Origin of the sequence: Pseudomonas neuropathica, from assembly GCF_051174785.1 — a bacterium.
Taxonomy (GTDB): domain Bacteria; phylum Pseudomonadota; class Gammaproteobacteria; order Pseudomonadales; family Pseudomonadaceae; genus Aquipseudomonas; species Aquipseudomonas neuropathica_A.
On record NZ_CP195111.1, the window covers coordinates 3,230,623 to 3,252,032 of the forward strand.

19 protein-coding genes are annotated in these 21,410 nt (G+C 59.8%); 5 read left to right on the forward strand and 14 right to left on the reverse strand.

Going from position 1 to position 21,410, the window contains the following annotated elements:
- Positions 1–3: 3 nt before the first annotated feature.
- The 6 genes from tssC to ACRRSD_RS14825 all read right to left on the reverse strand — a co-directional run bounded on the left by tssC (position 4) and on the right by ACRRSD_RS14825 (position 6,046).
- Positions 4–1,479 carry a type VI secretion system contractile sheath large subunit gene (tssC, locus tag ACRRSD_RS14800; RefSeq protein WP_016772499.1) on the reverse strand — a complete coding sequence of 492 codons (1,476 nt, stop codon included), beginning with the start codon at positions 1,477–1,479 and terminating at the stop codon, positions 4–6.
- A gap of 25 nt (positions 1,480–1,504) precedes the next feature.
- Positions 1,505–2,008, reverse strand: a complete 504-nt coding sequence (gene tssB, locus ACRRSD_RS14805) for a type VI secretion system contractile sheath small subunit (RefSeq protein ID WP_435034107.1) — start codon at positions 2,006–2,008, stop codon at positions 1,505–1,507.
- Positions 2,009–2,040: 32 nt separating this feature from the next.
- Positions 2,041–3,603 (reverse strand): type VI secretion system protein TssA, encoded by a 1,563-nt coding sequence (gene tssA, locus ACRRSD_RS14810; RefSeq protein ID WP_250605639.1) that lies wholly within the window; start codon positions 3,601–3,603, stop codon positions 2,041–2,043.
- Between the two features lie 640 nt (positions 3,604–4,243).
- On the reverse strand, positions 4,244–4,519 hold the full coding sequence (locus ACRRSD_RS14815) for an HU family DNA-binding protein (RefSeq protein WP_003213368.1): 276 nt from the start codon (positions 4,517–4,519) through the stop codon (positions 4,244–4,246).
- 190 nt (positions 4,520–4,709) lie between these two features.
- Positions 4,710–5,858, reverse strand: a complete 1,149-nt coding sequence (locus tag ACRRSD_RS14820) for an NAD(P)/FAD-dependent oxidoreductase (protein ID WP_435034108.1) — start codon at positions 5,856–5,858, stop codon at positions 4,710–4,712.
- 20 nt (positions 5,859–5,878) lie between these two features.
- Positions 5,879–6,046, reverse strand: a complete 168-nt coding sequence (locus ACRRSD_RS14825) for a rubredoxin (RefSeq protein ID WP_003437744.1) — start codon at positions 6,044–6,046, stop codon at positions 5,879–5,881.
- A gap of 200 nt (positions 6,047–6,246) precedes the next feature.
- Here ACRRSD_RS14825 and ACRRSD_RS14830 point away from each other — a divergent pair, with 200 nt between their 5' ends.
- Complete coding sequence (locus tag ACRRSD_RS14830; RefSeq protein WP_435034109.1) at positions 6,247–6,807, forward strand: chorismate--pyruvate lyase family protein; 561 nt, start codon at positions 6,247–6,249, stop codon at positions 6,805–6,807.
- Positions 6,807–7,697: a 4-hydroxybenzoate octaprenyltransferase gene (ubiA, locus tag ACRRSD_RS14835; RefSeq protein ID WP_158836332.1), complete on the forward strand. Its 891-nt coding sequence runs from the start codon at positions 6,807–6,809 to the stop codon at positions 7,695–7,697. The genes ACRRSD_RS14830 and ubiA overlap by 1 nt, the downstream gene beginning before the upstream one ends.
- A gap of 114 nt (positions 7,698–7,811) precedes the next feature.
- Here ubiA and ACRRSD_RS14840 read toward each other — a convergent pair whose 3' ends face one another.
- A complete protein-coding gene (locus ACRRSD_RS14840; protein WP_435034110.1) occupies positions 7,812–8,195 on the reverse strand; it encodes a COG4315 family predicted lipoprotein in 384 nt (127 codons plus the stop codon).
- Positions 8,196–8,346: 151 nt separating this feature from the next.
- Between ACRRSD_RS14840 and phoB the strand changes: the two genes are divergently transcribed.
- From phoB to ACRRSD_RS14855, 3 genes are all read left to right on the forward strand, one after another.
- The gene (phoB, locus tag ACRRSD_RS14845) at positions 8,347–9,036 is read left to right on the forward strand and encodes a phosphate regulon transcriptional regulator PhoB (RefSeq protein WP_007896474.1); all 690 of its coding nucleotides are present in this window, start codon (positions 8,347–8,349) and stop codon (positions 9,034–9,036) included.
- A 74-nt stretch (positions 9,037–9,110) separates the two neighbouring features.
- On the forward strand, positions 9,111–10,397 hold the full coding sequence (phoR, locus tag ACRRSD_RS14850) for a phosphate regulon sensor histidine kinase PhoR (RefSeq protein ID WP_435038506.1): 1,287 nt from the start codon (positions 9,111–9,113) through the stop codon (positions 10,395–10,397).
- Between the two features lie 110 nt (positions 10,398–10,507).
- The gene (locus ACRRSD_RS14855; protein ID WP_007920256.1) at positions 10,508–11,848 is read left to right on the forward strand and encodes a hemolysin family protein; all 1,341 of its coding nucleotides are present in this window, start codon (positions 10,508–10,510) and stop codon (positions 11,846–11,848) included.
- 116 nt (positions 11,849–11,964) lie between these two features.
- Here ACRRSD_RS14855 and ACRRSD_RS14860 read toward each other — a convergent pair whose 3' ends face one another.
- The 7 genes from ACRRSD_RS14860 to ACRRSD_RS14890 all read right to left on the reverse strand — a co-directional run bounded on the left by ACRRSD_RS14860 (position 11,965) and on the right by ACRRSD_RS14890 (position 21,181).
- Positions 11,965–12,861, reverse strand: coding sequence for a peptidoglycan DD-metalloendopeptidase family protein (locus ACRRSD_RS14860; RefSeq protein WP_435034111.1), 897 nt, complete (start codon positions 12,859–12,861; stop codon positions 11,965–11,967).
- Between the two features lie 208 nt (positions 12,862–13,069).
- Positions 13,070–14,026: a response regulator gene (locus ACRRSD_RS14865; protein WP_435034112.1), complete on the reverse strand. Its 957-nt coding sequence runs from the start codon at positions 14,024–14,026 to the stop codon at positions 13,070–13,072.
- A gap of 177 nt (positions 14,027–14,203) precedes the next feature.
- The gene (phoU, locus tag ACRRSD_RS14870) at positions 14,204–14,965 is read right to left on the reverse strand and encodes a phosphate signaling complex protein PhoU (RefSeq protein ID WP_007954334.1); all 762 of its coding nucleotides are present in this window, start codon (positions 14,963–14,965) and stop codon (positions 14,204–14,206) included.
- Between the two features lie 71 nt (positions 14,966–15,036).
- Positions 15,037–15,870: a phosphate ABC transporter ATP-binding protein PstB gene (gene pstB / locus ACRRSD_RS14875; protein WP_007920249.1), complete on the reverse strand. Its 834-nt coding sequence runs from the start codon at positions 15,868–15,870 to the stop codon at positions 15,037–15,039.
- Positions 15,871–16,039: 169 nt separating this feature from the next.
- Positions 16,040–17,710 (reverse strand): phosphate ABC transporter permease PstA, encoded by a 1,671-nt coding sequence (gene pstA, locus ACRRSD_RS14880; RefSeq protein WP_038359375.1) that lies wholly within the window; start codon positions 17,708–17,710, stop codon positions 16,040–16,042.
- A 16-nt stretch (positions 17,711–17,726) separates the two neighbouring features.
- The gene (locus ACRRSD_RS14885; protein ID WP_435038507.1) at positions 17,727–19,760 is read right to left on the reverse strand and encodes an ABC transporter permease subunit; all 2,034 of its coding nucleotides are present in this window, start codon (positions 19,758–19,760) and stop codon (positions 17,727–17,729) included.
- 422 nt (positions 19,761–20,182) lie between these two features.
- Positions 20,183–21,181 (reverse strand): phosphate ABC transporter substrate-binding protein PstS, encoded by a 999-nt coding sequence (locus ACRRSD_RS14890; RefSeq protein WP_042608073.1) that lies wholly within the window; start codon positions 21,179–21,181, stop codon positions 20,183–20,185.
- Positions 21,182–21,410 lie beyond the last annotated feature (229 nt).

The window sequence follows — 21,410 nt, forward strand, 5'->3', positions numbered from 1 at the left end:
CTCTTACTCTTTGTCCAGCTTGCCAACCAGCGACAGGGTGAAATCGGCACCCATGTACTTGAAGTGCGGACGCACGTTCAAGCTCACGCGGTACCAGCCCGGCTCGCCTTCAACGTCGCTGACGATCACTTGCGCAGCGCGCAGCGGACGACGGCCACGGACTTCGGCGCTCGGGTTTTCCTGGTCGGCGACGTACTGACGGATCCACTTGTTCAGTTCCAGCTCGAGGTCGGTACGTTCTTTCCACGAACCGAGTTGCTCGCGCTGCAGCACTTTCAGGTAGTGAGCCAAGCGGTTGACGATCATCATGTACGGCAGTTGGGTGCCGAGCTTGTAGTTCAGCTCTGCGGCCTTGCCTTCTGCGCTGATGCCGAAGAACTTCGGCTTCTGCACCGAGCTGGCGGAGAAGAACGCCGCGTTGTCGGAGCCTTTACGCATGGTCAGGGAGATGAAGCCTTCCTCGGCCAGTTCGTATTCACGACGGTCGGAAACCAGAACTTCAGTAGGAATCTTGGTTTCGATTTCGCCCATGCTTTCGAAGTGGTGCAGAGGCAGATCTTCAACCGCGCCACCGCTCTGTGGGCCGATGATGTTCGGGCACCAGCGGAATTTGGCGAAGCTGTCGGTCAGCTTGGTGCCGAACGCGTAAGCAGTGTTGCCCCACAGGTAGTGCTCGTGGCTGTTGGCAACGGTTTCCTTGTACACGAACGATTTGACCGGGTTTTCTTCCGGATCGTACGGGTTACGCAGCAGGAAACGCGGCACGGTCAGGCCAACGTAGCGGGAGTCTTCCGAGGTACGGAAGCTCTGCCATTTGGCGAATTGCGGGCCTTCGAAGTGGTCTTTCAGATCTTTCAGATCCGGCAGGCCGGTGAAGCTTTCCAGACCGAAGAATTTCGGGCCGGCCGCAGCGATGAACGGCGCGTGCGACATGCACGAAACGCTGGCCACGTACTGCATCAGCTTCACGTCTGGCGAGCTTGGCGACATGTAGTAGTTAGCGATGATCGCGCCCACAGGCTGACCACCGAACTGGCCGTATTCAGCGGTGTAGATGTGCTTGTACAGGCCCGACTGCATGACTTCCGGCGAGTCTTCGAAATCGTCCAGCAGGTCTTCTTTCGAGACGTTGAGGATTTCGATTTTGATGTTTTCGCGGAAGTTGGTGCGATCGACCAGCAACTGCAGACCACGCCACGACGATTCCAGAGCCTGGAAGTCCGGGTGGTGCAGGATTTCGTCCATCTGACGGCTGAGCTTGGCATCGATCTCGGCGATCATGCGGTCAACCATGGCCTTCTTGACCGGCTCACCGTTGTTCTGCGGCTTGAGCAGTTCTTCGATGAACGCCGACACACCGCGCTTGGCGATGTCGTAGGCTTCGTCGTCCGGAGTCAGACGGGTTTCGGCGATGATGCTGTCGAGAATGCTGTATTCGCCGCTGGCGGCGCTCTTCTCTTGTGCTGCGCTAGTGCTCATTGTGTTGGCTTCCTTGGCTGGAGTCTCAGGCGTCCGGGGCTGCGGCGTTCAGGCCCAGCTCACCGAGTACGCGACCGCGGGATTCGTCGTCGGCGAGCACGCCTTCGATCGCTTTACGGAACGCAGGTGCGTTACCCAGCGGGCCTTTGAGGGCCACCAGCGCATCGCGCAGTTCCATCAGTTTTTTCAGCTCAGGCACTTGCTCGACCAGGCTGGCCGGGTTGAAGTCCTTCATCGAATTGACGCGCAATTGCACAGCCAGCTCGTCGGCCTCGCCATCTTCCTGCAGACGGTTCGGCACGCTCAGCGTCAGACCCAGTTCTTGCTTGGACAACACTTCGTCGAAGGTCATCTTGTCGATGCTGATCGGCTTGCGATCTTCGATTTTGCGATCGTCCTTGCGGTGGGTGTAGTCACCGATTGCCAGCAGCTTCAGCGGCAGTTCAATCTCTTCCTGAGCACCGCCGGTGGCGGGTTTGAAGGTGACGTTGATGCGTTCCTTGGGGGCTACCGAGCCTTCTTTGGCCATGGCTTTTCTCCTTGCGGTTGTGGCCCTGGGGCCTATTCGAGTACCACTTCGAGGTCGAGGTGGCACAGCCTGCGATAAATCTCTTCCTTGCGTTCACGTACGGCATGGTTCTGCGGCAACAACTCGCAGCAGCTATGCAGTAGATGCAGCACTTCCAATGCAAGATCGGGCTCCCAGGCGTGCAGGCCTGAGTCCTGTAATGTCTGATCGAGGGTTTCCAGCTGGTTCTTGGCCAGTTCGTATTTCTTGGCCATGAAGCACAGCCGTGCGAGGGCGAACTGCCAGAAGAAGCGTTCGCGGCCACCGTGAGCGGATTGCAAACCTTGCTTGAGGATTTGCACGGCCGGCTTCAGGCCTTCCTTGCGCAGCAACGGCAGGACTTCTTCGAGGGCCTTTTCCCAGGCCGGCTGGGTTTCGACGTTTTCGCTTTCGACCTTGCGCGGCGCGCTGGCGCTTTGCAGGTGCGGCATGACGTTGGCGGCGATCCACGCCCGGGTGGACGGATCGGCAAACGGCGCACCGTCATGGAAGCGCAACTCGACAATGCCGGGCAGTCGTTGAACCAAAAGCGCGAAGTGGATTTCCACTTCGCGCATTGCCAACTCGGCGTTGAGGTTCTGGAGACATTCCCAGACCATCCTCTGGCCATCGAACCAGAACGGCGCCTTCGCCAGGCTCGCCTCCAGTTCCACCAGCAGGTCAGCGTATTTGCCCTGATCGAAACGGTCCTGATAGAGCTTGAGTTTTTCCAGCGGCAGACCGCGCAACACGGTGATCTGCTCGGCGTTGCGCTCGGGCACTGCGTCGATGGTCATCCACAGCAATGTGCGGTTCAGGCGTAGCGCGCGCAGGTCGGTGGCTTTCTGCTTGAGCCACCAGGCACACAATGGCCGGGCGCTTTCCTGTTGGGCGCGCAGGGCTTTGTGTGCATCTCGTTCGTTGTCGATCGGTGCGCCGGGGGTGAGCAACTGGCTCGCGGCCTGCTTGACCTGCGCCACCGCCGCACCGACCACACCGGGGGCCGGCTGATTGTCGGCCGCGCGCTGGATCATGGTTTTCAGGCGACGGGAGATCGGCAGCAACAGCGGCGAATCATCGCCCAGATGCTCAGCACAAGCCGCTTCGAGGCCGGACAGGTGCTCGGAGAGCTGCCGGAACATCGGCAACTGCTCTTTGATCGCAATGTTTTCGGTGATGACCTGCTCGAGACGCGGAACCAGCCAGCCGATGGCGGCGGCACGGGTACGGGGTTTGAGCGGGTGAACGTCGGCCCAGTTGTTTTCCGACAGATGGTGCAGCAGACCGAGGCCAGCCAGCAGCCCAGGGAAGGATTCGCGCTGGTACAGCGACCAGGTCAGCCAGGCGCCGACACGCAGATCCTTGGATTGGGTACGCAGCAGATTTTCGCTGTTTTCGCGGATTTTCAGCCAGTCGATCTGACCGCTTTCATGCATCGACGAGGCTTTGGCCAGCTCACTTTCCAGCGCCTCGAATTCGCTCGAAAAACGAACGTCTTCGCCCGCGAAATTCTCTTTGGAAACAGAGACTTTGGCGAGTTCGAGGTAATGGGCGGAAAGTTTGCTTGAGTAGGACATCCATGGCCTTTATTAAGGATTACAGTCAGGCGCCTATTGGAGTAACCGCGGCGCGGGACAGTATCGAAGAGCGGTGATGCGACTCATCCAATTGAGATGTGCTCTTTCAAGTGGGCGCATCGTAATCACTATGATGGCCACTAGCAAGCATCTGATTAAACAACAAGACGAAGTGTTCTTTGTTTGTTGTAGGAGGTTTCCCTATATTCAGTCAGGGAATCCCCGATGCCCTGTTTATATTCGCATACCCTTACAAAACACCGGGAAAGCTTGATTTAGAGCGATCGTTCCAGCTGCCGTCGGTCACTGGAAACCGGGGCTGGCAAGAATGGCGCGGAGCATGACGGGTTTTGAAAAATTCGGATGTAGGATGATTCCGAAAGACTTCGGTGTTGTTTCAACAAATCACCGCGAGACAACCAACAACTCAGAAAGTGCCATCAATATGATGGCTTTTATATATAGAGGATTGATTTAACTGTGAGGCTGATCGATAGCCAACAAATGCAACAGTTACTCGGGCTTTATTAAGGCTGCACGTCAGAATAAATCGGCTGGCATAAAAAATGGGCACCCGACCGCAATCGGTGTGCCCATTTTTTCTGCGGTTCTCCCCCGCTATTCGAGGAGTTCGCCGCAATTAAGGATTAACGCTGTCTTTCAACGATTTGCCTGGCTTGAACGCAACGGTGTTGCTGGCCTTGATTTTGACCGGCTCGCCGGTCTGCGGGTTTTTGCCGGTGCGGGCGCCGCGGTGGCGTTGCAGGAAGGTGCCGAAGCCGACCAGCGTCACGCTGTCCTTGCGGTGCAGAGCGCCGGTGATTTCTTCGAGAACGGCGTTGAGTACGCGGTTGGCCTGCTCTTTGGTCAGATCTGCTTTTTCAGCGATTGCAGCGGCGAGTTCTGGTTTACGCATTAGTGAAGCCCCTTTGACGGTTTTTTGTTGTTATGTCCGTGCTGTTCTCGTTGGAACAGCGCCCAAGGCGCCGCAGGCTCTACTCTGCGGCAGACGGGAGTGAGAATGGCACGCGGATACCGGCGGCGCCAGTCTTCCCGCGACCTTTGTAGGGGCAAAAGCGGGGTGATTCCGACAGAACGACCGGTATTTACGCCAGCAGTGCCGGAAGCTGTTTGTTCAGGGCGAGTTTTTCCATCACGGCTGCACCGGTCAGCGCGTAACCGAGCAATTGGCCGTTGGCGCTGTGACACAGGGCTTTGATGTCGGCGCCCTGCCCTTCGACAGTCCAGACGCCTTCGCTGCCCCGTGGTGGCGGCGATACGACCAGCGGACACACCGGGGTTTTCACGGTTATTGGCATCGGGCCGTAGCTCACGGCGGTCGGGTTTCCCGCGAGGGTTTGTGCCAGTGCTCGCGCGCAACTCATCAGGGGCATCACGTACAGCAGATTCAGCCCGTCGACTTCAGCGCAGTCGCCCAAGGCGTAAATATTGGCGTGGGAGGTTTTCAGGTGCCGGTCGACCACGACACCGCGATTGACCTGTACGCCAGCAGCCGCCGCCAGATCGATGCGCGGACGCAGGCCAATGGCCGAGACCACCACATCGCATGGGATGACCTGGCCGTCGGACAGATGCGCTTCGAGGCCGTCGGCGACTTTCTGCAATCGGGTCAGTACCGGGCCGAGATGAAATTTCGCACCGAGGCTTTCCAGTCCGGCCTGCACTGCTGCCGCTGCGGCCGGATGCAGCAACATCGGCATGACTTGTTCACAGGGTGCAACCAGTTGCACTTCGTAGCCGCCGAGGATCAGGTCATTGGCGAATTCACAGCCAATCAGACCGGCGCCCAGCAGCAAGACGCGGCGCTTACCGGCCGCTGCCGCACGGAAACGTGCGTAGTCTTCAAGATCGTTGATCGGGAACACCAGATCCGCGCCATCGCCCTCAATGGGCACGCGCACTGTTTCTGCGCCCCAGGCGAGGATCAGGTCGCGGTAGTACACCGCCTCTTCACCGATCCACAGGCGCTTGTGGCCGGCGTCGATGCCGCTGATGCGCGTATGAGTGCGTACTTCGGCCTCCAACTGCTCGGCCATGGCGCCCGGTTCGGCCATGCTCAGGCCATCGGCGTCTTTGTTCTTGCCGAAACCGGTGGAGAGCATCGGCTTGGAGTAAGAGCGCCCGTCATCGGCGGTGATCAGCAGCAGCGGGGTTTCGCTGTCGAGTTTGCGAAACTCCCGGGCCAGGTTGTAGCCCGCAAGGCCAGTGCCAATGATGACGACAGGTGCGCTCATGCCTTACTCCTTGATTGTGCTTAGTTGATTTCGATCATTTCGAAGTCCATTTTGCCGACGCCGCAGTCCGGGCACAGCCAGTCTTCCGGCACGTCTTGCCACAGGGTGCCCGGCGCAATGCCGTCATCCGGCCAACCGTCGGCTTCGTTGTAGATCAGGCCACAGACGATGCATTGCCACTTTTTCATTCAGGTACTTCCTCAGGGTTCAGGCTTGGTGCCGGCGCGGACGGTCGATGAAGTTGCGCTGCCATCCGGCTCAGGGCGTTTTGTACTGATGGTGCCGGGCAGATGCAAGCCTGTTCGGCGCAACGGCGACCCGGATCAATCAATCTCGCCGCTCGCCATGGTAAGCTCGCCGCCTCATTTGCGGCCAATAATGACTCATTGTGCAACATTCAAATGCCTGCCCGACCCCGCTCTGGCTGACCCAAAGCCGACTGACGCCCCTCCCTGATTCGTTGACCCTCGACTGGTTGTTCGACGAAGGCTCGCTCACCCGCCGACTGACCCGGCTGTCCAATGACGGCTTCAGCGTCACGCCGCTGTTTGAAGGCTGGGACACCTTGCGCGCTGACGAATGTGCGGCGCTGGATCTGGCCGAAGGCAGCGAAGGCTGGGTGCGCGAGGTGTATTTGCGCGGCCACGGCGAGGCCTGGGTGTTCGCCCGCAGCGTCGCTTCGCGTGCCGCCTTGCAGGGTGATGGCCTGCACATGGATGAACTCGGCAGCCGCTCGCTGGGCGAATTGCTGTTTTGCGATCAGGCGTTTCAGCGCCGCGCCCTCGAAGTTTGCCACTACCCTGAACAATGGCTGCCACCAGCCGCGAAAGCGCCTGAGCTGTGGGGTCGCCGTTCGCGTTTCGACCGTGGCGCGTTGAGCGTACTGGTCGCGGAAATCTTCCTGCCGAGCCTGTGGAGCGCCGCCCGCGCCCATCCGGAGAACTGCTGATGTATCAGAGCCTGCTCAAGTCCCTGAACCGCTTGAACCCGCGCGCCTGGGATTTCATTCAGTTGACGCGGATGGACAAGCCGATCGGCATTTACCTGCTGCTGTGGCCGACGCTATGGGCGCTGTGGATTGCCGGCAAAGGTTCGCCGTCGCTGGCCAACGTGGTGATTTTTGTCCTCGGCGTGATCCTGACCCGCGCCGGCGGCTGCGTGATCAACGACTGGGCCGATCGCAAGGTCGACGGTCACGTCAAACGCACCGCGCAACGGCCATTGGCTGCCGGCAGAATCAGCTCGAAAGAGGCGCTGGTGTTCTTCGCGCTGTTGATGGGCGTGAGTTTCCTGCTGGTGCTGTGCACCAATGCACCGACCATCTGGCTGTCGCTGGGTGGTCTGGCGCTGGCCTTCACTTATCCGTTCATGAAGCGCTACACCTATTACCCGCAAGTGGTGCTGGGCGCGGCGTTCTCGTGGGGGATGCCGATGGCGTTCACCGCCGAGACCGGTGAGTTGCCGGCGGCGGCGTGGTTGCTGTGGATCGCCAACCTGTTGTGGACAGTGGGTTATGACACCTATTACGCGATGACTGACCGCGATGACGACTTGAAGATCGGCGTTAAGTCGACGGCGATTCTGTTTGGCGAGGCGGATCGGGTGATCATCCTGAGCCTGCAGGCGTTGTCGCTGGGTTGCCTGTTGCTGGCGGGGTCGAAGTTCGAGCTGGGCGTCTGGTTCCATCTCGGCTTGCTGGTGGCCGCCGGCTGCTATGCGTGGGAGTTCTGGTACACGCGGGATCGCGACCGCATGCGTTGCTTCAAGGCGTTTTTGCACAACCACTGGGCCGGGTTGGCGATTTTCGTCGGGATCGTGCTGGATTACGCATTGCGCTGATCCACACGAACTGTGGGAGCGAGCCTGCTCGCGAATGCGTCGTGTCAGTCAGCCATTGCGTTAACTGACACACCGCTTTCGCGAGCAGGCTCGCTCCCACAGGGGGTTTTGCGTTTACTTGGCTTTGGCGACTTTCCAGGCGCCGTCCATTTTGCCCTCACCGGTCATGTCACCGGCTTTCTTGTCCATGACGAAGGTGTACAGCGGCATGCCCTGGTAAGCCCACTGCATCGAGCCGTCGTCACGCTTGATCACGGTCCAGTCGCCCATCGACTTATCGCCTGCCTCAGCCTTCAACGGTGGCCAATTCGCAGCGCATTTGTCGTTACACGCGGATTTGCCGGCGGAGTCCTTGGCGTAGGTATACAGGGTCATGCCCTTGTGATCGGTGTACATGCCGTCCTTCTCCATCGCCGGATCGGCCGCCATGGCCAGTCCCGGCAATGTCAGGGCGGCAGCCATCAGCAGGGCTTTGAAAGAAACAGTCATTTGAGTCATGGAAACCTTCTTTTGTGGTTGTCAGGATTCGGACTGAGAGCTTAGTTCACCATTCGCACAATCGCCGCCGGGCTGAAATACTGTCACACGACTGCAATAATTCCGTTATCTAATGCGGCGCAAGACAGTTAAATGACAAGAGGATTAAGGCATGGTTGGCAGGAGCATTCTGATCGTCGACGACGAAGCGCCCATTCGCGAAATGATCGCCGTTGCGTTGGAAATGGCCGGCTATGACTGCCTCGAGGCAGAGAACTCGCAGCAGGCACACGCCATCATCGTCGACCGCAAGCCGGACCTGATCCTGCTCGACTGGATGCTGCCCGGCACCTCCGGCATCGAGCTGGCCCGTCGTCTGAAGCGTGATGAACTGACCGGGGACATCCCGATCATCATGCTCACCGCCAAGGGCGAGGAGGACAACAAGATCCAGGGTCTGGAGGTCGGCGCCGACGACTACATCACCAAACCGTTTTCCCCACGCGAACTGGTCGCACGCCTGAAAGCCGTGCTGCGCCGCGCCGGTCCGACCGACGGCGAAGCGCCGATTGAAGTCGGTGGCCTGCTGCTCGACCCGATCAGCCACCGCGTAACCATCGACGGCAAACCGGCCGAAATGGGCCCTACCGAATACCGTCTGTTGCAATTCTTCATGACCCACCAGGAACGCGCCTACACCCGTGGCCAGTTGCTGGATCAGGTCTGGGGCGGCAACGTCTATGTTGAAGAGCGCACCGTCGACGTGCACATCCGCCGCCTGCGCAAGGCCCTCGGCGACGCCTACGAAAATCTGGTACAAACCGTGCGCGGCACCGGCTACCGGTTTTCCACCAAGGCCTGAGCCGACCGCCAGACTCGCTGACAAGGACCGTATTTCCCGTGAATCAAAACTGGCATGGCACCCTGATTCGCCACATGCTGCTGCTGGTCACCGCCTGCCTGGTGATTGGCCTGATCACCGGCTATTACGGCTGGAGCCTTGCTGCAGGCCTGGGGATTTACCTGGCCTGGACGCTCAAGCAATTGTTGCGTCTGCACGAATGGCTGCGCCAGCATCAACCCGACGAAGCACCGCCCGACGGCTATGGCCTGTGGGGCGAGGTGTTCGACAGCATCTACCACCTGCAACGCCGCGACCAACGTGTGCGCGGGCGCCTGCAAGCGGTGATCGACCGGGTGCAGGAATCCACCGCCGCGCTGAAAGACGCAGTGATCATGCTCGACAGTGACGGCAACCTGGAATGGTGGAACCGCGCTGCCGAAACCCTGCTCGGCCTCAAGACCCCGCAGGACAGCGGCCAACCGGTGACCAACCTGGTACGCCATCCGCGCTTCAAGGAGTACTTCGAGCAGGACAGCTACGCCGAGCCGCTGGAAATCCCCTCGCCAACCAACGATCGCGTGCGCATTCAGCTGTACCTGACCCGCTACGGCAACAATGAACACCTGATGCTGGTGCGCGACGTCACGCGTATCCATCAGCTCGAACAGATGCGCAAAGACTTCATCGCCAACGTTTCTCACGAGTTGCGCACACCACTGACAGTGATCTGCGGCTACCTGGAAACCCTGCTCGACAACGTCGAAGAAGTGAACCCGCGCTGGAGTCGCGCCCTGCAGCAGATGCAGCAACAGGGCGGGCGCATGCAGACGCTGCTCAACGATTTGTTGCTGCTGGCGAAACTCGAGGCCACCGATTACCCGTCGGACAACCAACCGGTGCAGGTCGACTCGCTGCTGCAATCGATCAAGAGCGATGCGCAGCAATTGTCCGGCGCGAAGAACCAGCGCATCACCCTCGAGGCCGATGCCAGCCTCCTGCTCAAGGGTAGCGAAGCGGAGTTACGCAGTGCGTTCTCCAATCTGGTGTTCAACGCGGTGAAGTACACCCCGGCCGAGGGCAACATCCGCATTCGCTGGTGGGGTGACGATCAGGGCGCGCACCTGAGCGTGCAGGATTCCGGGATCGGCATCGACAGCAAACACCTGCCGCGCCTGACCGAACGCTTCTACCGCGTCGACTCCAGCCGCAACTCCAACACTGGCGGCACCGGCCTGGGTCTGGCCATCGTCAAGCACGTGTTGCTGCGCCATCGCGCGCGCATGGAGATCAGCAGCGTGCCCGGTCACGGCAGCACGTTCACCTGCCATTTCGCCCCGGCTCAGGTTGCCCAGGCACGGGCGATCAGCGCCGCTGAGTAATGTCGCACTAGGCAATCGCCAGGTCAGCCGCTACATTGGCTGACTTGTGCCTGCCCTTCAGGCGCGACTTTTCTCTCTTTTGAATCACACGGAACCCGCAAAACTCCATCATGGACCCTTCCCCTGGCTTGTCCCTCGCTACAATTTTCGCCGACTTCGGCATGATCCTTTTCGCTCTGATCCTGGTTTTGCTCAACGGCTTTTTCGTTGCGGCGGAATTCGCCATGGTCAAACTGCGCTCGACCCGGGTCGAGGCCATCGCCGATCAGAACGGCTGGCGCGGGCACATCCTGCGCACCGTACACAGTCAGCTCGATGCGTACCTCTCGGCCTGTCAGCTGGGTATTACCCTCGCCTCGCTTGGCCTCGGCTGGGTCGGTGAGCCGGCGTTCGCACACATCCTCGAACCGCTGCTGAGTGCGGTCGGCGTGCAGTCGCCGGAGATCGTCAAAGGTGTGTCATTCTTCACCGCGTTCTTCATCATTTCGTACCTGCACATCGTGGTTGGTGAGCTGGCCCCGAAATCCTGGGCGATCCGCAAACCCGAGCTGCTGTCGCTGTGGACGGCGGTGCCGCTGTACCTGTTCTACTGGGCGATGTACCCGGCGATTTACCTGCTCAACGCCAGCGCCAACGCGATTCTGCGTATCGCCGGTCAAGGTGAGCCCGGCCCGCACCACGAACACCATTACAGCCGCGAAGAACTGAAACTGATCCTGCACTCCAGCCGTGGTCAGGATCCTAGCGATCAGGGCATGCGTGTATTGGCTTCGGCCGTGGAAATGGGTGAACTGGAAGTGGTCGACTGGGCCAACTCCCGCGAAGACCTGATCACCCTCGAATTCAACGCGCCGCTGAAAGAAATCCTGGCGATGTTCCGTCGCCACAAGTTCAGCCGTTATCCGGTGTACGACAGCGAGCGCCAGGAGTTCGTCGGCCTGCTGCACATCAAGGATCTGCTGCTGGAACTGGCGGCGCTGGACCACATTCCCGAGTCGTTCAACCTGGCTGAACTGACCCGCCCGCTGGAGCGCGTGTCACGGCACATGCCGCTGTCGCAGTTGCTGGAGCAATTCCGCAAGGGCGGCTCGCACTTCGCCGTGGTCGAGGAGGCTGACGGCAATATCATCGGCTACCTGACCATGGAAGACGTGCTGGAAGTGCTGGTCGGTGACATTCAGGACGAACACCGCAAGGCTGAACGCGGGATCCTCGCCTATCAGCCGGGCAAGCTCTTGGTGCGTGGCGACACGCCGCTGTTCAAGGTGGAACGCCTGTTGGGCATCGACCTTGATCACATCGAGGCGGAAACTCTTGCCGGGCTGGTCTACGAAACTCTGAAACGGGTGCCGGAAGAGGAAGAAGTGCTGGAAGTCGAAGGCCTGCGGATCATCATCAAGAAGATGAAAGGGCCGAAGATTGTGCTGGCCAAGGTGTTGATGCTGGATTGAGTGCAATGCGGGAAACCGCGTTGCCTGCTAAAAGATCGCAGCCTGCGGCAGCTCCTACAGGGATTGCATTCCCATGTAGGAGCTGCCGCAGGCTGCGATCTTTTGCTTTTAGAAGCTTACTGCTTGCCCAACGCAAAGTTGGGCAACGCCCCCAGCGGCTGGTTGAACTGATACGGAATCGACACCAGCCCCTCCCCCGTATTGCGCTGCACCACAAAGTGCAAATGCGGGCCGCTGCTGTTGCCAGTGTTGCCTGACAGCGCCAGCGGGCTGCCTACCGTCACGCGCTGCCCTTCGCGCACGCTCACCGAACCTTGCTTGAGGTGCAGGTAAACGCCCATCGTGCCGTCGTCATGCAGCACCCGCACAAAGTTGCCGGAAGCATCGTTGCCGCGTCCGCTCTGTGCGTTTTCGGTTTTCACCACGACCCCGGCCCGCGCAGCAATGATCGGCGTGCCGACCGGCATGGCGATGTCCATCGCGTACTTGTTCTTCGGCCCGTAGTGGCTGTATTGGCCGTTGGCGCCCTGACTCAGGCGGAACGGCCCGCCGCGCCATGGCAGTGGATAGCGATAGCCCTGAGCGGTTCCGCCAGGGTCGCCGAGGGAATAGTGAAATTGCGGCGTATACACCAGCGGCTGCTTGCCGGACACCGCCGTCAGCAACGCCAGCCGCGTATTGCTGCGCGCTGGCAGCACCCGGCGGATGGTTTGCGCCGGCGCGCCACGCACATTGCTCATCCCGGTAAAAGCCAGTGCGACCTCAACCGGCGCATACAGATCGTTGCGCACGAAGACCACGTCGGCGCCTTTCTGCTTTTTGATATCCAGATAAACCTGCCGCTCCAGGCGCTCGACCATGCGGTCCTGGAAGACGAACACCTGCGCGCCTTTGCTCGGCCGGTCGCTGTACGAGACCACGCCGTTGGCATCGGTGGATTTGTAAATGGTCATGGCCACAGCCGAGGTGCAGGCCATGAAAAGACCACAGAAAAACAGCAGGCGCGCGAGCATGGGCAAGAGTCTGTCGAAGTAAGGCCTGGAAATGAGCCTAGCAGGTGAAGCAGACCAGGCTAGTCGACAGATGTTTCAAATTGGCCAGTCTGGGAGATTGGTGGTGCACGTGATGGCCCCTTCGCGAGCAGGCTCGCTCCCACATTTGGAATGCATTCCAGGGTGGGAGCGAGCCTGCACGCGAAGGCGGACTGTCAGGCGACGAAGATCACGCGCCCGGAACGAAGTGCTTCTGCGCCGTGCCGCGGGCGATCAGGCGAGAGATGTAGTCGAGTTTCTGCGCATCCTGGTCGACAAAGCGGAAGGTCAGTTGCAGCCATTCGCTGTCCGGTTTCTGCTCAAACGCGACGACGGCGTGCAGATAGCCGTTGAGGCGGGCGATTTCGGCGTTGTCGCCCTGCTCCAGATCGAGCACGGCGCTGTCGAGGATCTGCGGCAGGGTGTCGGTGCGCTTCACCACCAACAATGCTTCCTTGATGCTCAGAGCCTTGATCACGCATTGCTGAGTACCGCTTGGCAGACGCAATTGGCCTTGGCCGCGACCGCTGGCCGGCGCCGACGCGGCGGCGGGTGCCTTGACCGGAGGGCTGTTGAGCAAGCCACGGGATGGCGCGGCGGCGGGCGCTGGCGCGGCAGCAGCCGGTTTGGCGAACGGATTGACCGCAGCAGCTGCCGGCGCGCCGCCGACCACGGCAGGCTTGCCGCCGGTCAAGGCGCTCAGGGAATCGTTGCCGAACGCCGAGTTCATCTTGGTCGGCGCGCTATTCATCAGGGTGTCGAGCTTGCCGACCTTGTTCAGCGCCTGTTTGACCTTGGTCAGCAGTTGCTCGTTGGTGAACGGCTTGCTGACGTAACCGGAAACACCAGCCTGAATCGCCTGCACGACGTTTTCCTTGTCGCCACGGCTGGTGACCATGACGAACGGCATGGTCTTGAGGTTGTCTTGCTCGCGGCACCAGGTCAGCAGCTCAAGACCGGACATTTCCGGCATTTCCCAGTCGCACAGGACCAGGTCGAACGCCTCTCTGGCCAGCATGGCCTGAGCCTTTTTACCGTTGACGGCGTCCTCGGTGCGGATCCCCGGGAAGTAATTACGCAGGCACTTTTTCACCAGGTCACGAATGAACGAAGCATCGTCCACGACCAACACACTGATCTTGCTCATCCAACACCCCTATTAAAATCCCGGCAAGCATAACGCTGGCTGATGGCACATTGCCAAAACTCTTCAGTCACGCCGGGACTTTTCGTTCGCGGGTGCTGCTTTTTAATTCGATCTGTCTTGTGAAAAGCACAAACAAAAACGCCCGGCCAAAGGGCCGGGCGCTTTTCTCAGGCAATCTTACTTATCGTCAGCATCGCCCGGAACATTAGCGGTTTCGCCGCTTGTACCCTCAACTTCTTCCTTCATGCGCTTGAGGCCCATGTGGCGCACGTCTGTGCCGCGCACCAGGTAGATGACCAGTTCGGAGATATTGCGCGCGTGGTCGCCGATGCGCTCCAGCGAACGCAGCACCCAGATAATGCTCAAGACCCGCGAGATAGAGCGCGGGTCTTCCATCATGTAGGTGGCCAACTCACGCAGCGCGGTCTTGTATTCGCGATCAATGATCTTGTCGTACTGCGCCACCGACAACGCCAGATCGGCGTCGAAACGGGCAAACGCGTCCAGCGCATCGCGGACCATGTTGCGCACTTGGTCACCAATGTGACGAACCTCGACGTAACCGCGCGGCGCTTCGCCTTCTTCGCACAGCTGAATGGCGCGACGGGCGATTTTTGTCGCTTCGTCGCCGATGCGCTCAAGGTCGATCACCGACTTGGAAATGCTGATGATCAAGCGCAGGTCGGACGCCGCCGGTTGACGGCGGGCAAGAATGCGCAGGCATTCTTCGTCGATGTTGCGTTCCATCTGGTTGATCTGGTCATCGATCTCACGCACCTGCTGAGCCAGGCCGGAGTCGGCCTCGATCAGCGCGGTCACCGCGTCGTTGACCTGCTTCTCGACCAGCCCGCCCATGGCCAGGAGGTGGCTGCGCACTTCCTCAAGCTCAGCGTTGAACTGCGCGGAGATGTGGTGGGTAAGGCCTTCTTTACTAATCATGTTGGCGTCCTTGGAGCGTCCGGTAAGGTGCGGTGGGCCGCAGCGTCAATTCTGTGAATAACCCGCAACTGTCAGCCATAACGACCGGTGATGTAGTCTTCGGTCTGCTTCTTCGCCGGATTGGTAAACAGGGTATCGGTGTCACCGAATTCCACCAGTTTGCCCATGTACATGAACGCCGTGTAGTCGGACACCCGCGCGGCCTGCTGCATGTTGTGGGTCACGATGACGATGGTGAACTTGGATTTCAGCTCGTAGATCAGCTCTTCAACCTTCAGGGTCGAGATCGGGTCGAGGGCCGAGCACGGTTCGTCGAGCAGCAGCACTTCTGGCTCAACCGCGATAGTGCGGGCGATCACCAGACGTTGTTGCTGACCGCCAGACAGGCCGAGTGCCGATTCGTGCAGACGGTCTTTGACTTCGTCCCACAGTGCCGCGCCTTTCAACGCCCACTCGACCGCTTCGTCGAGGACGCGCTTCTTGTTGATGCCCTGGATGCGCAAGCCGTAGACCACGTTTTCGTAGATGGTCTTCGGGAACGGGTTGGGCTTCTGGAACACCATGCCGACGCGACGACGCAACTCGGCAACGTCTTCGCCTTTGCGATAGATGTTGTTGCCGTACAAGTTGATCGCGCCTTCGACGCGGCAGCCGTCAACCAGATCGTTCATGCGGTTGAAAGTGCGCAGCAGCGTCGATTTACCGCAGCCGGACGGGCCGATGAACGCGGTCACGCGCTGCTTCGGGATGTTCATGCTGACGTCGAACAGCGCTTGTTTCTCGCCGTAGTACAGGCTCAGGCCCGGTACTTCGATGGCCACGGTTTCCTGCGCCAGATTCAGGCTCTGCTTGTCGCGACCCAGGGCAGACATGTTGATGCCGTGGCTATGTGTTTCGTGCTGCATGGGAGGCTCCCTGTGCTAACAAATTCGGTTCGGAACACTGCTTGTTGCAGCTTCCATCAATATTCCAGTGGACGCGGTTCAATGTGGGAGCGAGCTTGCTCGCGAAGGGGCCCTTACGGCCGCCAAAAGCTTCGCGAGCAAGCTCGCTCCCACAGGGTTCGCGTCGTCCTTAGCTATCCAGTGCTTTGTATTTTTCGCGCAGGTGGTTACGGATATACACCGCCGACAGGTTCAACGTGGCGATCACCAGCACCAGCAGCAGCGCCGTGGCGTACACCAGCGGACGGGCCGCTTCGACGTTCGGGCTCTGGAAGCCGACGTCATAGATGTGGAAGCCCAGGTGCATGATCTTTTGGTCCAGGTGCAGGTACGGGTAGTTGCCGTCCACCGGCAGCGACGGCGCCAGTTTCACCACACCCACCAGCATCAGCGGCGCCACTTCACCAGCGGCGCGGGCCACAGCGAGAATCATGCCGGTCATCATCGCCGGGCTGGCCATCGGAATGACAATCTTCCACAGGGTTTCAGCCTTGGTCGCGCCGAGGGCCAACGAGCCTTCACGCACGGTACGTGGAATACGCGCCAGACCTTCCTCTGTTGCCACGATAACCACCGGCACCGCCAGCAGCGCCAAAGTCAGCGAGGCCCAGAGCAGACCCGGGGTACCGAAGGTCGGTGCCGGCAGTGCTTCGGGGAAGAACAAGCGGTCAACCGAACCACCCAACACATAAACGAAGAAGCCCAGACCGAACACGCCGTAAACGATCGCCGGAACACCCGCCAGGTTGTTCACCGCGATACGGATGATCCGTGTCAGGGTGTTCTGCTTGGCGTATTCACGCAGGTACACCGCCGCCAGTACGCCGAACGGGGTGACGATCATTGCCATGATCAGGGTCATCATCACGGTGCCGAAGATCGCCGGGAAAATCCCGCCTTCAGTGTTCGCTTCACGCGGGTCGTCCGAAAGGAATTCCCAGATCTTGCTGAAGTAGAAGCCGACCTTGGTAAAGGTGCTCATCGCGTTCGGCTGGTAGGCGTGAACCACTTTGCCCAGACCGATTTCGATCTCTTTGCCGTTGGCATCGCGAGCAGTCAGGGCATCGCGGTTGAACTGCGCATGCAGATCGGCCAGGCGCGCTTCGATGTCCTGATAACGCGCATTCAGCTCGGCGCGCTCGGATTCCATGTCCGCTTGCGCGGTGGCGTCGAGCTTGCCTTCCAGTTCCAGTTTGCGACCGTGCAGACGGATGCGCTCCAGCCCTGCGTTGATTGCACCGATGTCAGTCTTTTCCAGCGACTTCAGTTGTGCCGCCAGACCGTTTACACGGTTGATCCGCGCCTGCAGCTCAGGCCATGCAGCCTCGCCCTCGGCGATGACTTTGCCATCCTGTTTGACGTTGACCAGGTAGCCGTAGAAGTTGCCCCACTCGCGACGTTCGATCGCCATCAGTTCTGGCGGCGTGGTCTGGTTGGTCAGCCACTCGCCGACGATCCAGGTGAAGTCGTTGCCATTCAGATCACGGTTGCCGACCTTGATCAGCTCGCGGGTCATGAATTCCGGGCCCTCATCAGGCACCGGCAAACCGGCACTCTTCAGACGGGCGCGGGGCACTTCTTCTTTCTGTACCACTTCACCGATGACCAGGTGATTGGCCTGACCCGGTACGTCGTAGTTGGCGTGGACCAGGTCCGCCGGCCAGAAGTGACCCAGACCGCGCACGGCAATTACCGCCAGCAGGCCAATGGTCATGATGACCGCGATGGACACCGCGCCACCGCTGATCCAGACGCCCGGGGCGCCGCTCTTGAACCATCCTTTCAGGGAGTTCTGTTTCACAGACTTCTACCTTTGCTTAAAGCGACGAGTATTTCTTGCGCAGACGCTGACGAATCAGTTCTGCCAGGGTGTTCATGACGAAGGTGAACAACAGCAGCACCAGCGCCGAGAGGAACAGCACGCGGTAGTGGCTGCCGCCGACTTCCGACTCGGGCATCTCCACCGCGACGTTGGCAGCGAGGGTGCGCAGGCCTTCGAACAGGTTCATTTCCATGACCGGGGTGTTACCGGTAGCCATCAGCACGATCATGGTTTCGCCGACCGCACGGCCCATGCCGATCATCAGCGCCGAGAAGATCCCCGGGCTGGCGGTCAGGATCACCACGCGAGTCATGGTCTGCCACGGCGTGGCACCAAGGGCCAGCGAGCCGAGGGTCAGACCACGCGGCACACTGAACACGGCGTCTTCAGCGATCGAGTAGATGTTCGGAATCACCGCAAAACCCATGGCCAGACCGACCACCAGAGCATTGCGCTGGTCGTAGGTGATGCCGAGGTCGTGGGAGATCCACATGCGCATGTCACCGCCGAAGAACCAGTTCTCCATGAACGGGCTCATGTACAGCGACAGCCAGCCCACGAACAGGATCACCGGAATCAGCAGCGCACTTTCCCAGCCATCCGGGACTTTCAGACGGATCGATTCAGGCAGACGGCTGAAGGTGAAACCGGCGACCAGAATGCCGATCGGCAGCAACATCAGCAGGCTGAAGATGCCCGGCAGATGCCCTTCGACGTAGGGCGCGAGGAACAGACCGGCGAAGAAACCGAGGATCACCGTCGGCATCGCTTCCATCAGTTCGATCACCGGTTTGACCTTGCGGCGCATGCCCGGGGCCATGAAGTACGCGGTGTAAATTGCAGCGGCGACGGCCAGTGGCGCGGCCAGCAGCATGGCGTAGAACGCGGCTTTCAGTGTGCCGAAGGTCAGTGGCGAGAGGCTCAGTTTCGGTTCGAAATCGGTGTTGGCCGCGGTCGATTGCCAGACGTATTTAGGCTCGTCGTAGTTCTCGTACCAGACCTTGCTCCACAGCGCGCTCCACGAGACTTCCGGGTGCGGGTTATCGAGCAGCAACGGTTGCAGCTTGCCGCCGGCTTCGACGATCACACGGTTGGCGCGCGGCGACAGACCGAACAGGCCTTGGCTTTCCACCACCTGATCGACCAGCAAGGTGCGGTGCGCGGTGCTGTGGAACACGCCAAGCTTGCCGCTGGCATCCAACGCGAGGAAGCCTTTGCGACGCTCTTCAGCGCTGATTTCAACGATCGGCGTGGTGCCCATCTGGAAGGTACGGATCTGCTTCAGACGCAGCTCGCCATCGGTGTCACGGGCCATGAACCACTGAGCCAGACCACCCTTGGAGTCACCGACGATCAGCGAGATACCGCCGACCAGTTGTGTGGTCGCGGTGACTTCGGCATCAGCGTTTTCCAACAGTTTGTAGCGACCGTTGAGGCTCTTGTCGCGCAGGCTGAATACGTCGGCCTGAGCGCGACCGTTAACCACGTACAGCCACTGCTGGCGCGGGTCGACGAAGATGTTTTTCACCGGCTCGGTCATCTGCGGCAGATCGATACGCTTCTGCTCGTTGGTGACTTCGCCAGTCATCATGTTTTCTTCGCTGGTCAGCGACAGCACGTTGAGCTGCGAACCGGTCGAGCCCACCAGCATCAGGGTCGTGTCGGTGGCATTCAGGCTGACATGCTCCAGCGCACCGCCGGCTTCGTTCAGCGCGATCGGTGCCTCACCATATGGATACTCGATGGCCGGACTGATGGTTTTCTTGCCATCGGGGTAGCTGACTTTATAGGTGTGACGGAATACCAGCGCCTGGCCGTTGGACAAGCCCACGGCTACCAGCGGGTGGCCCGGCTGATCTTCACCAATCGAGGTCACGGTGGCGCCGGCCGGCACCGGCAGATCGACGCGCTTCAGTTCAGCGCCACTGTCGATATCGAAGAACAATGCCTGGCCCTTGTCGGAAACGCGCATCGCCACCTGATTCTGCTCTTCGAGCGAAATCATCAGCGGCTTGCCGGCGTCCTGCATCCAGGCCGGGGTGATCGAGTCTTTCGCGCTCAGGTCGGCACCCTGGAACAGCGGCGCAACCACGTAGGCGAGGAAGAAGAAGATCAGGGTGATGGCTGCCAGCACCGCGAGACCGCCAACGAGGACGTACCAGCGGGTGAAGCGATCCTTGAGCGCACGAATGCGGCGCTTGCGTTGCAGCTCAGGCGTATTGAAATCAATGCGCTTGGGAGGATTAGTAGTCATTTGGGAATTGGCCAGATCATTCATGCGCTCACCCTAGCGATCCTGTATGACAGAAAGATGACAATGCAGTGACGCAGCAAATCCACCGCCAGCGGGACTGGCAGAGGATCAAAAATTTGAGGTGTGGAAAAGGCCGGCCTGCGAGCAGATCCGGCCTTTTACCTGAGTCCGGTGGGGTTCACCCTGGACTCAATTTGTTACTTCTTTGCGACAGCGCCGCCTTCCTGCAGACCCAGGTCAGCCAGTGCTTTTGCAGCAACCTTGGCTGGCAGCGGGATGTAGCCGTCTTTCACCACAACTTCCTGGCCCTGCTTCGACAGCACCAGTTTCACGAACTCGGCTTCCAGCGGGGCCAGAGGCTTGTTCGGGGCTTTGTTGACGTACACGTAGAGGAAACGCGACAGCGGGTACTTGCCGTTCAGGGCGTTTTCTTCGGTGTCCTCGATGAACTCCGAGCTGCCTTTCTTGGCCAGAGGAACGGTCTTCACGCTAGCGGTCTTGTAACCGATACCCGAGTAACCGATGCCGTTCAGCGAGGAGCTGATCGACTGCACGACCGAAGCCGAACCTGGTTGTTCGTTGACGTTCGGTTTGTAGTCGCCTTTGCACAGGGCTTCTTCTTTGAAGTAGCCGTAGGTGCCGGATACCGAGTTACGACCGAACAGTTGCACTGGCTTGTTGGCCAGGTCGCCGGTCACGCCCAGGTCGCCCCAGGTTTTCACGTCGGCTTTGGCGCCGCACAGACGGGTCGACGAGAAGATCGCATCAACCTGTTCCATGGTCAGGTGCTGGATCGGGTTGTCCTTGTGCACGAACACGGCCAGGGCATCCACAGCAACCGGGATGGCGGTTGGCTTGTAGCCATACTTCTGCTCGAAGGCCGCCAGTTCGGTGTCCTTCATCTTGCGGCTCATCGGGCCCAGGTTGGAGGTGCCTTCAGTCAGCGCAGGTGGCGCAGTGGCGGAGCCAGCGGCCTGAATCTGGATGTTGACGTTCGGGTATTCTTTTTTGTAGTTCTCAGCCCACAGGGTCATGAGGTTGGCCAGGGTATCGGAGCCGACGCTGGACAGGTTGCCCGACACACCAGTGGTCTTGGTGTAGCTCGGGATAGCAGGGTCAACAGCGGCGAACGCGTTGGCAGTCGCAACGCCAGCAGCGACAAAAGTCATTGCCGCCATCAAACGCTTCAGTTTCATGCCTTACTCCTAGCAGATAGGGTGTGTTAAGTCGGGGCCAAGTATCAGCAGGCCGTGTGAACACTCTATGGCTGAAATATGACAATTGGATGAAAGGCCAGCATTCGGGTTTTACAAGATGATTCGTGGTACCCCCATTCGCGAGCAGGCTCGCTCCCACAGTTGAAATGCATTCCAAATGTGGGAGCGAGCCTGCTCGCGAAAGGGCCGGTATTACTGGAGGAAATTG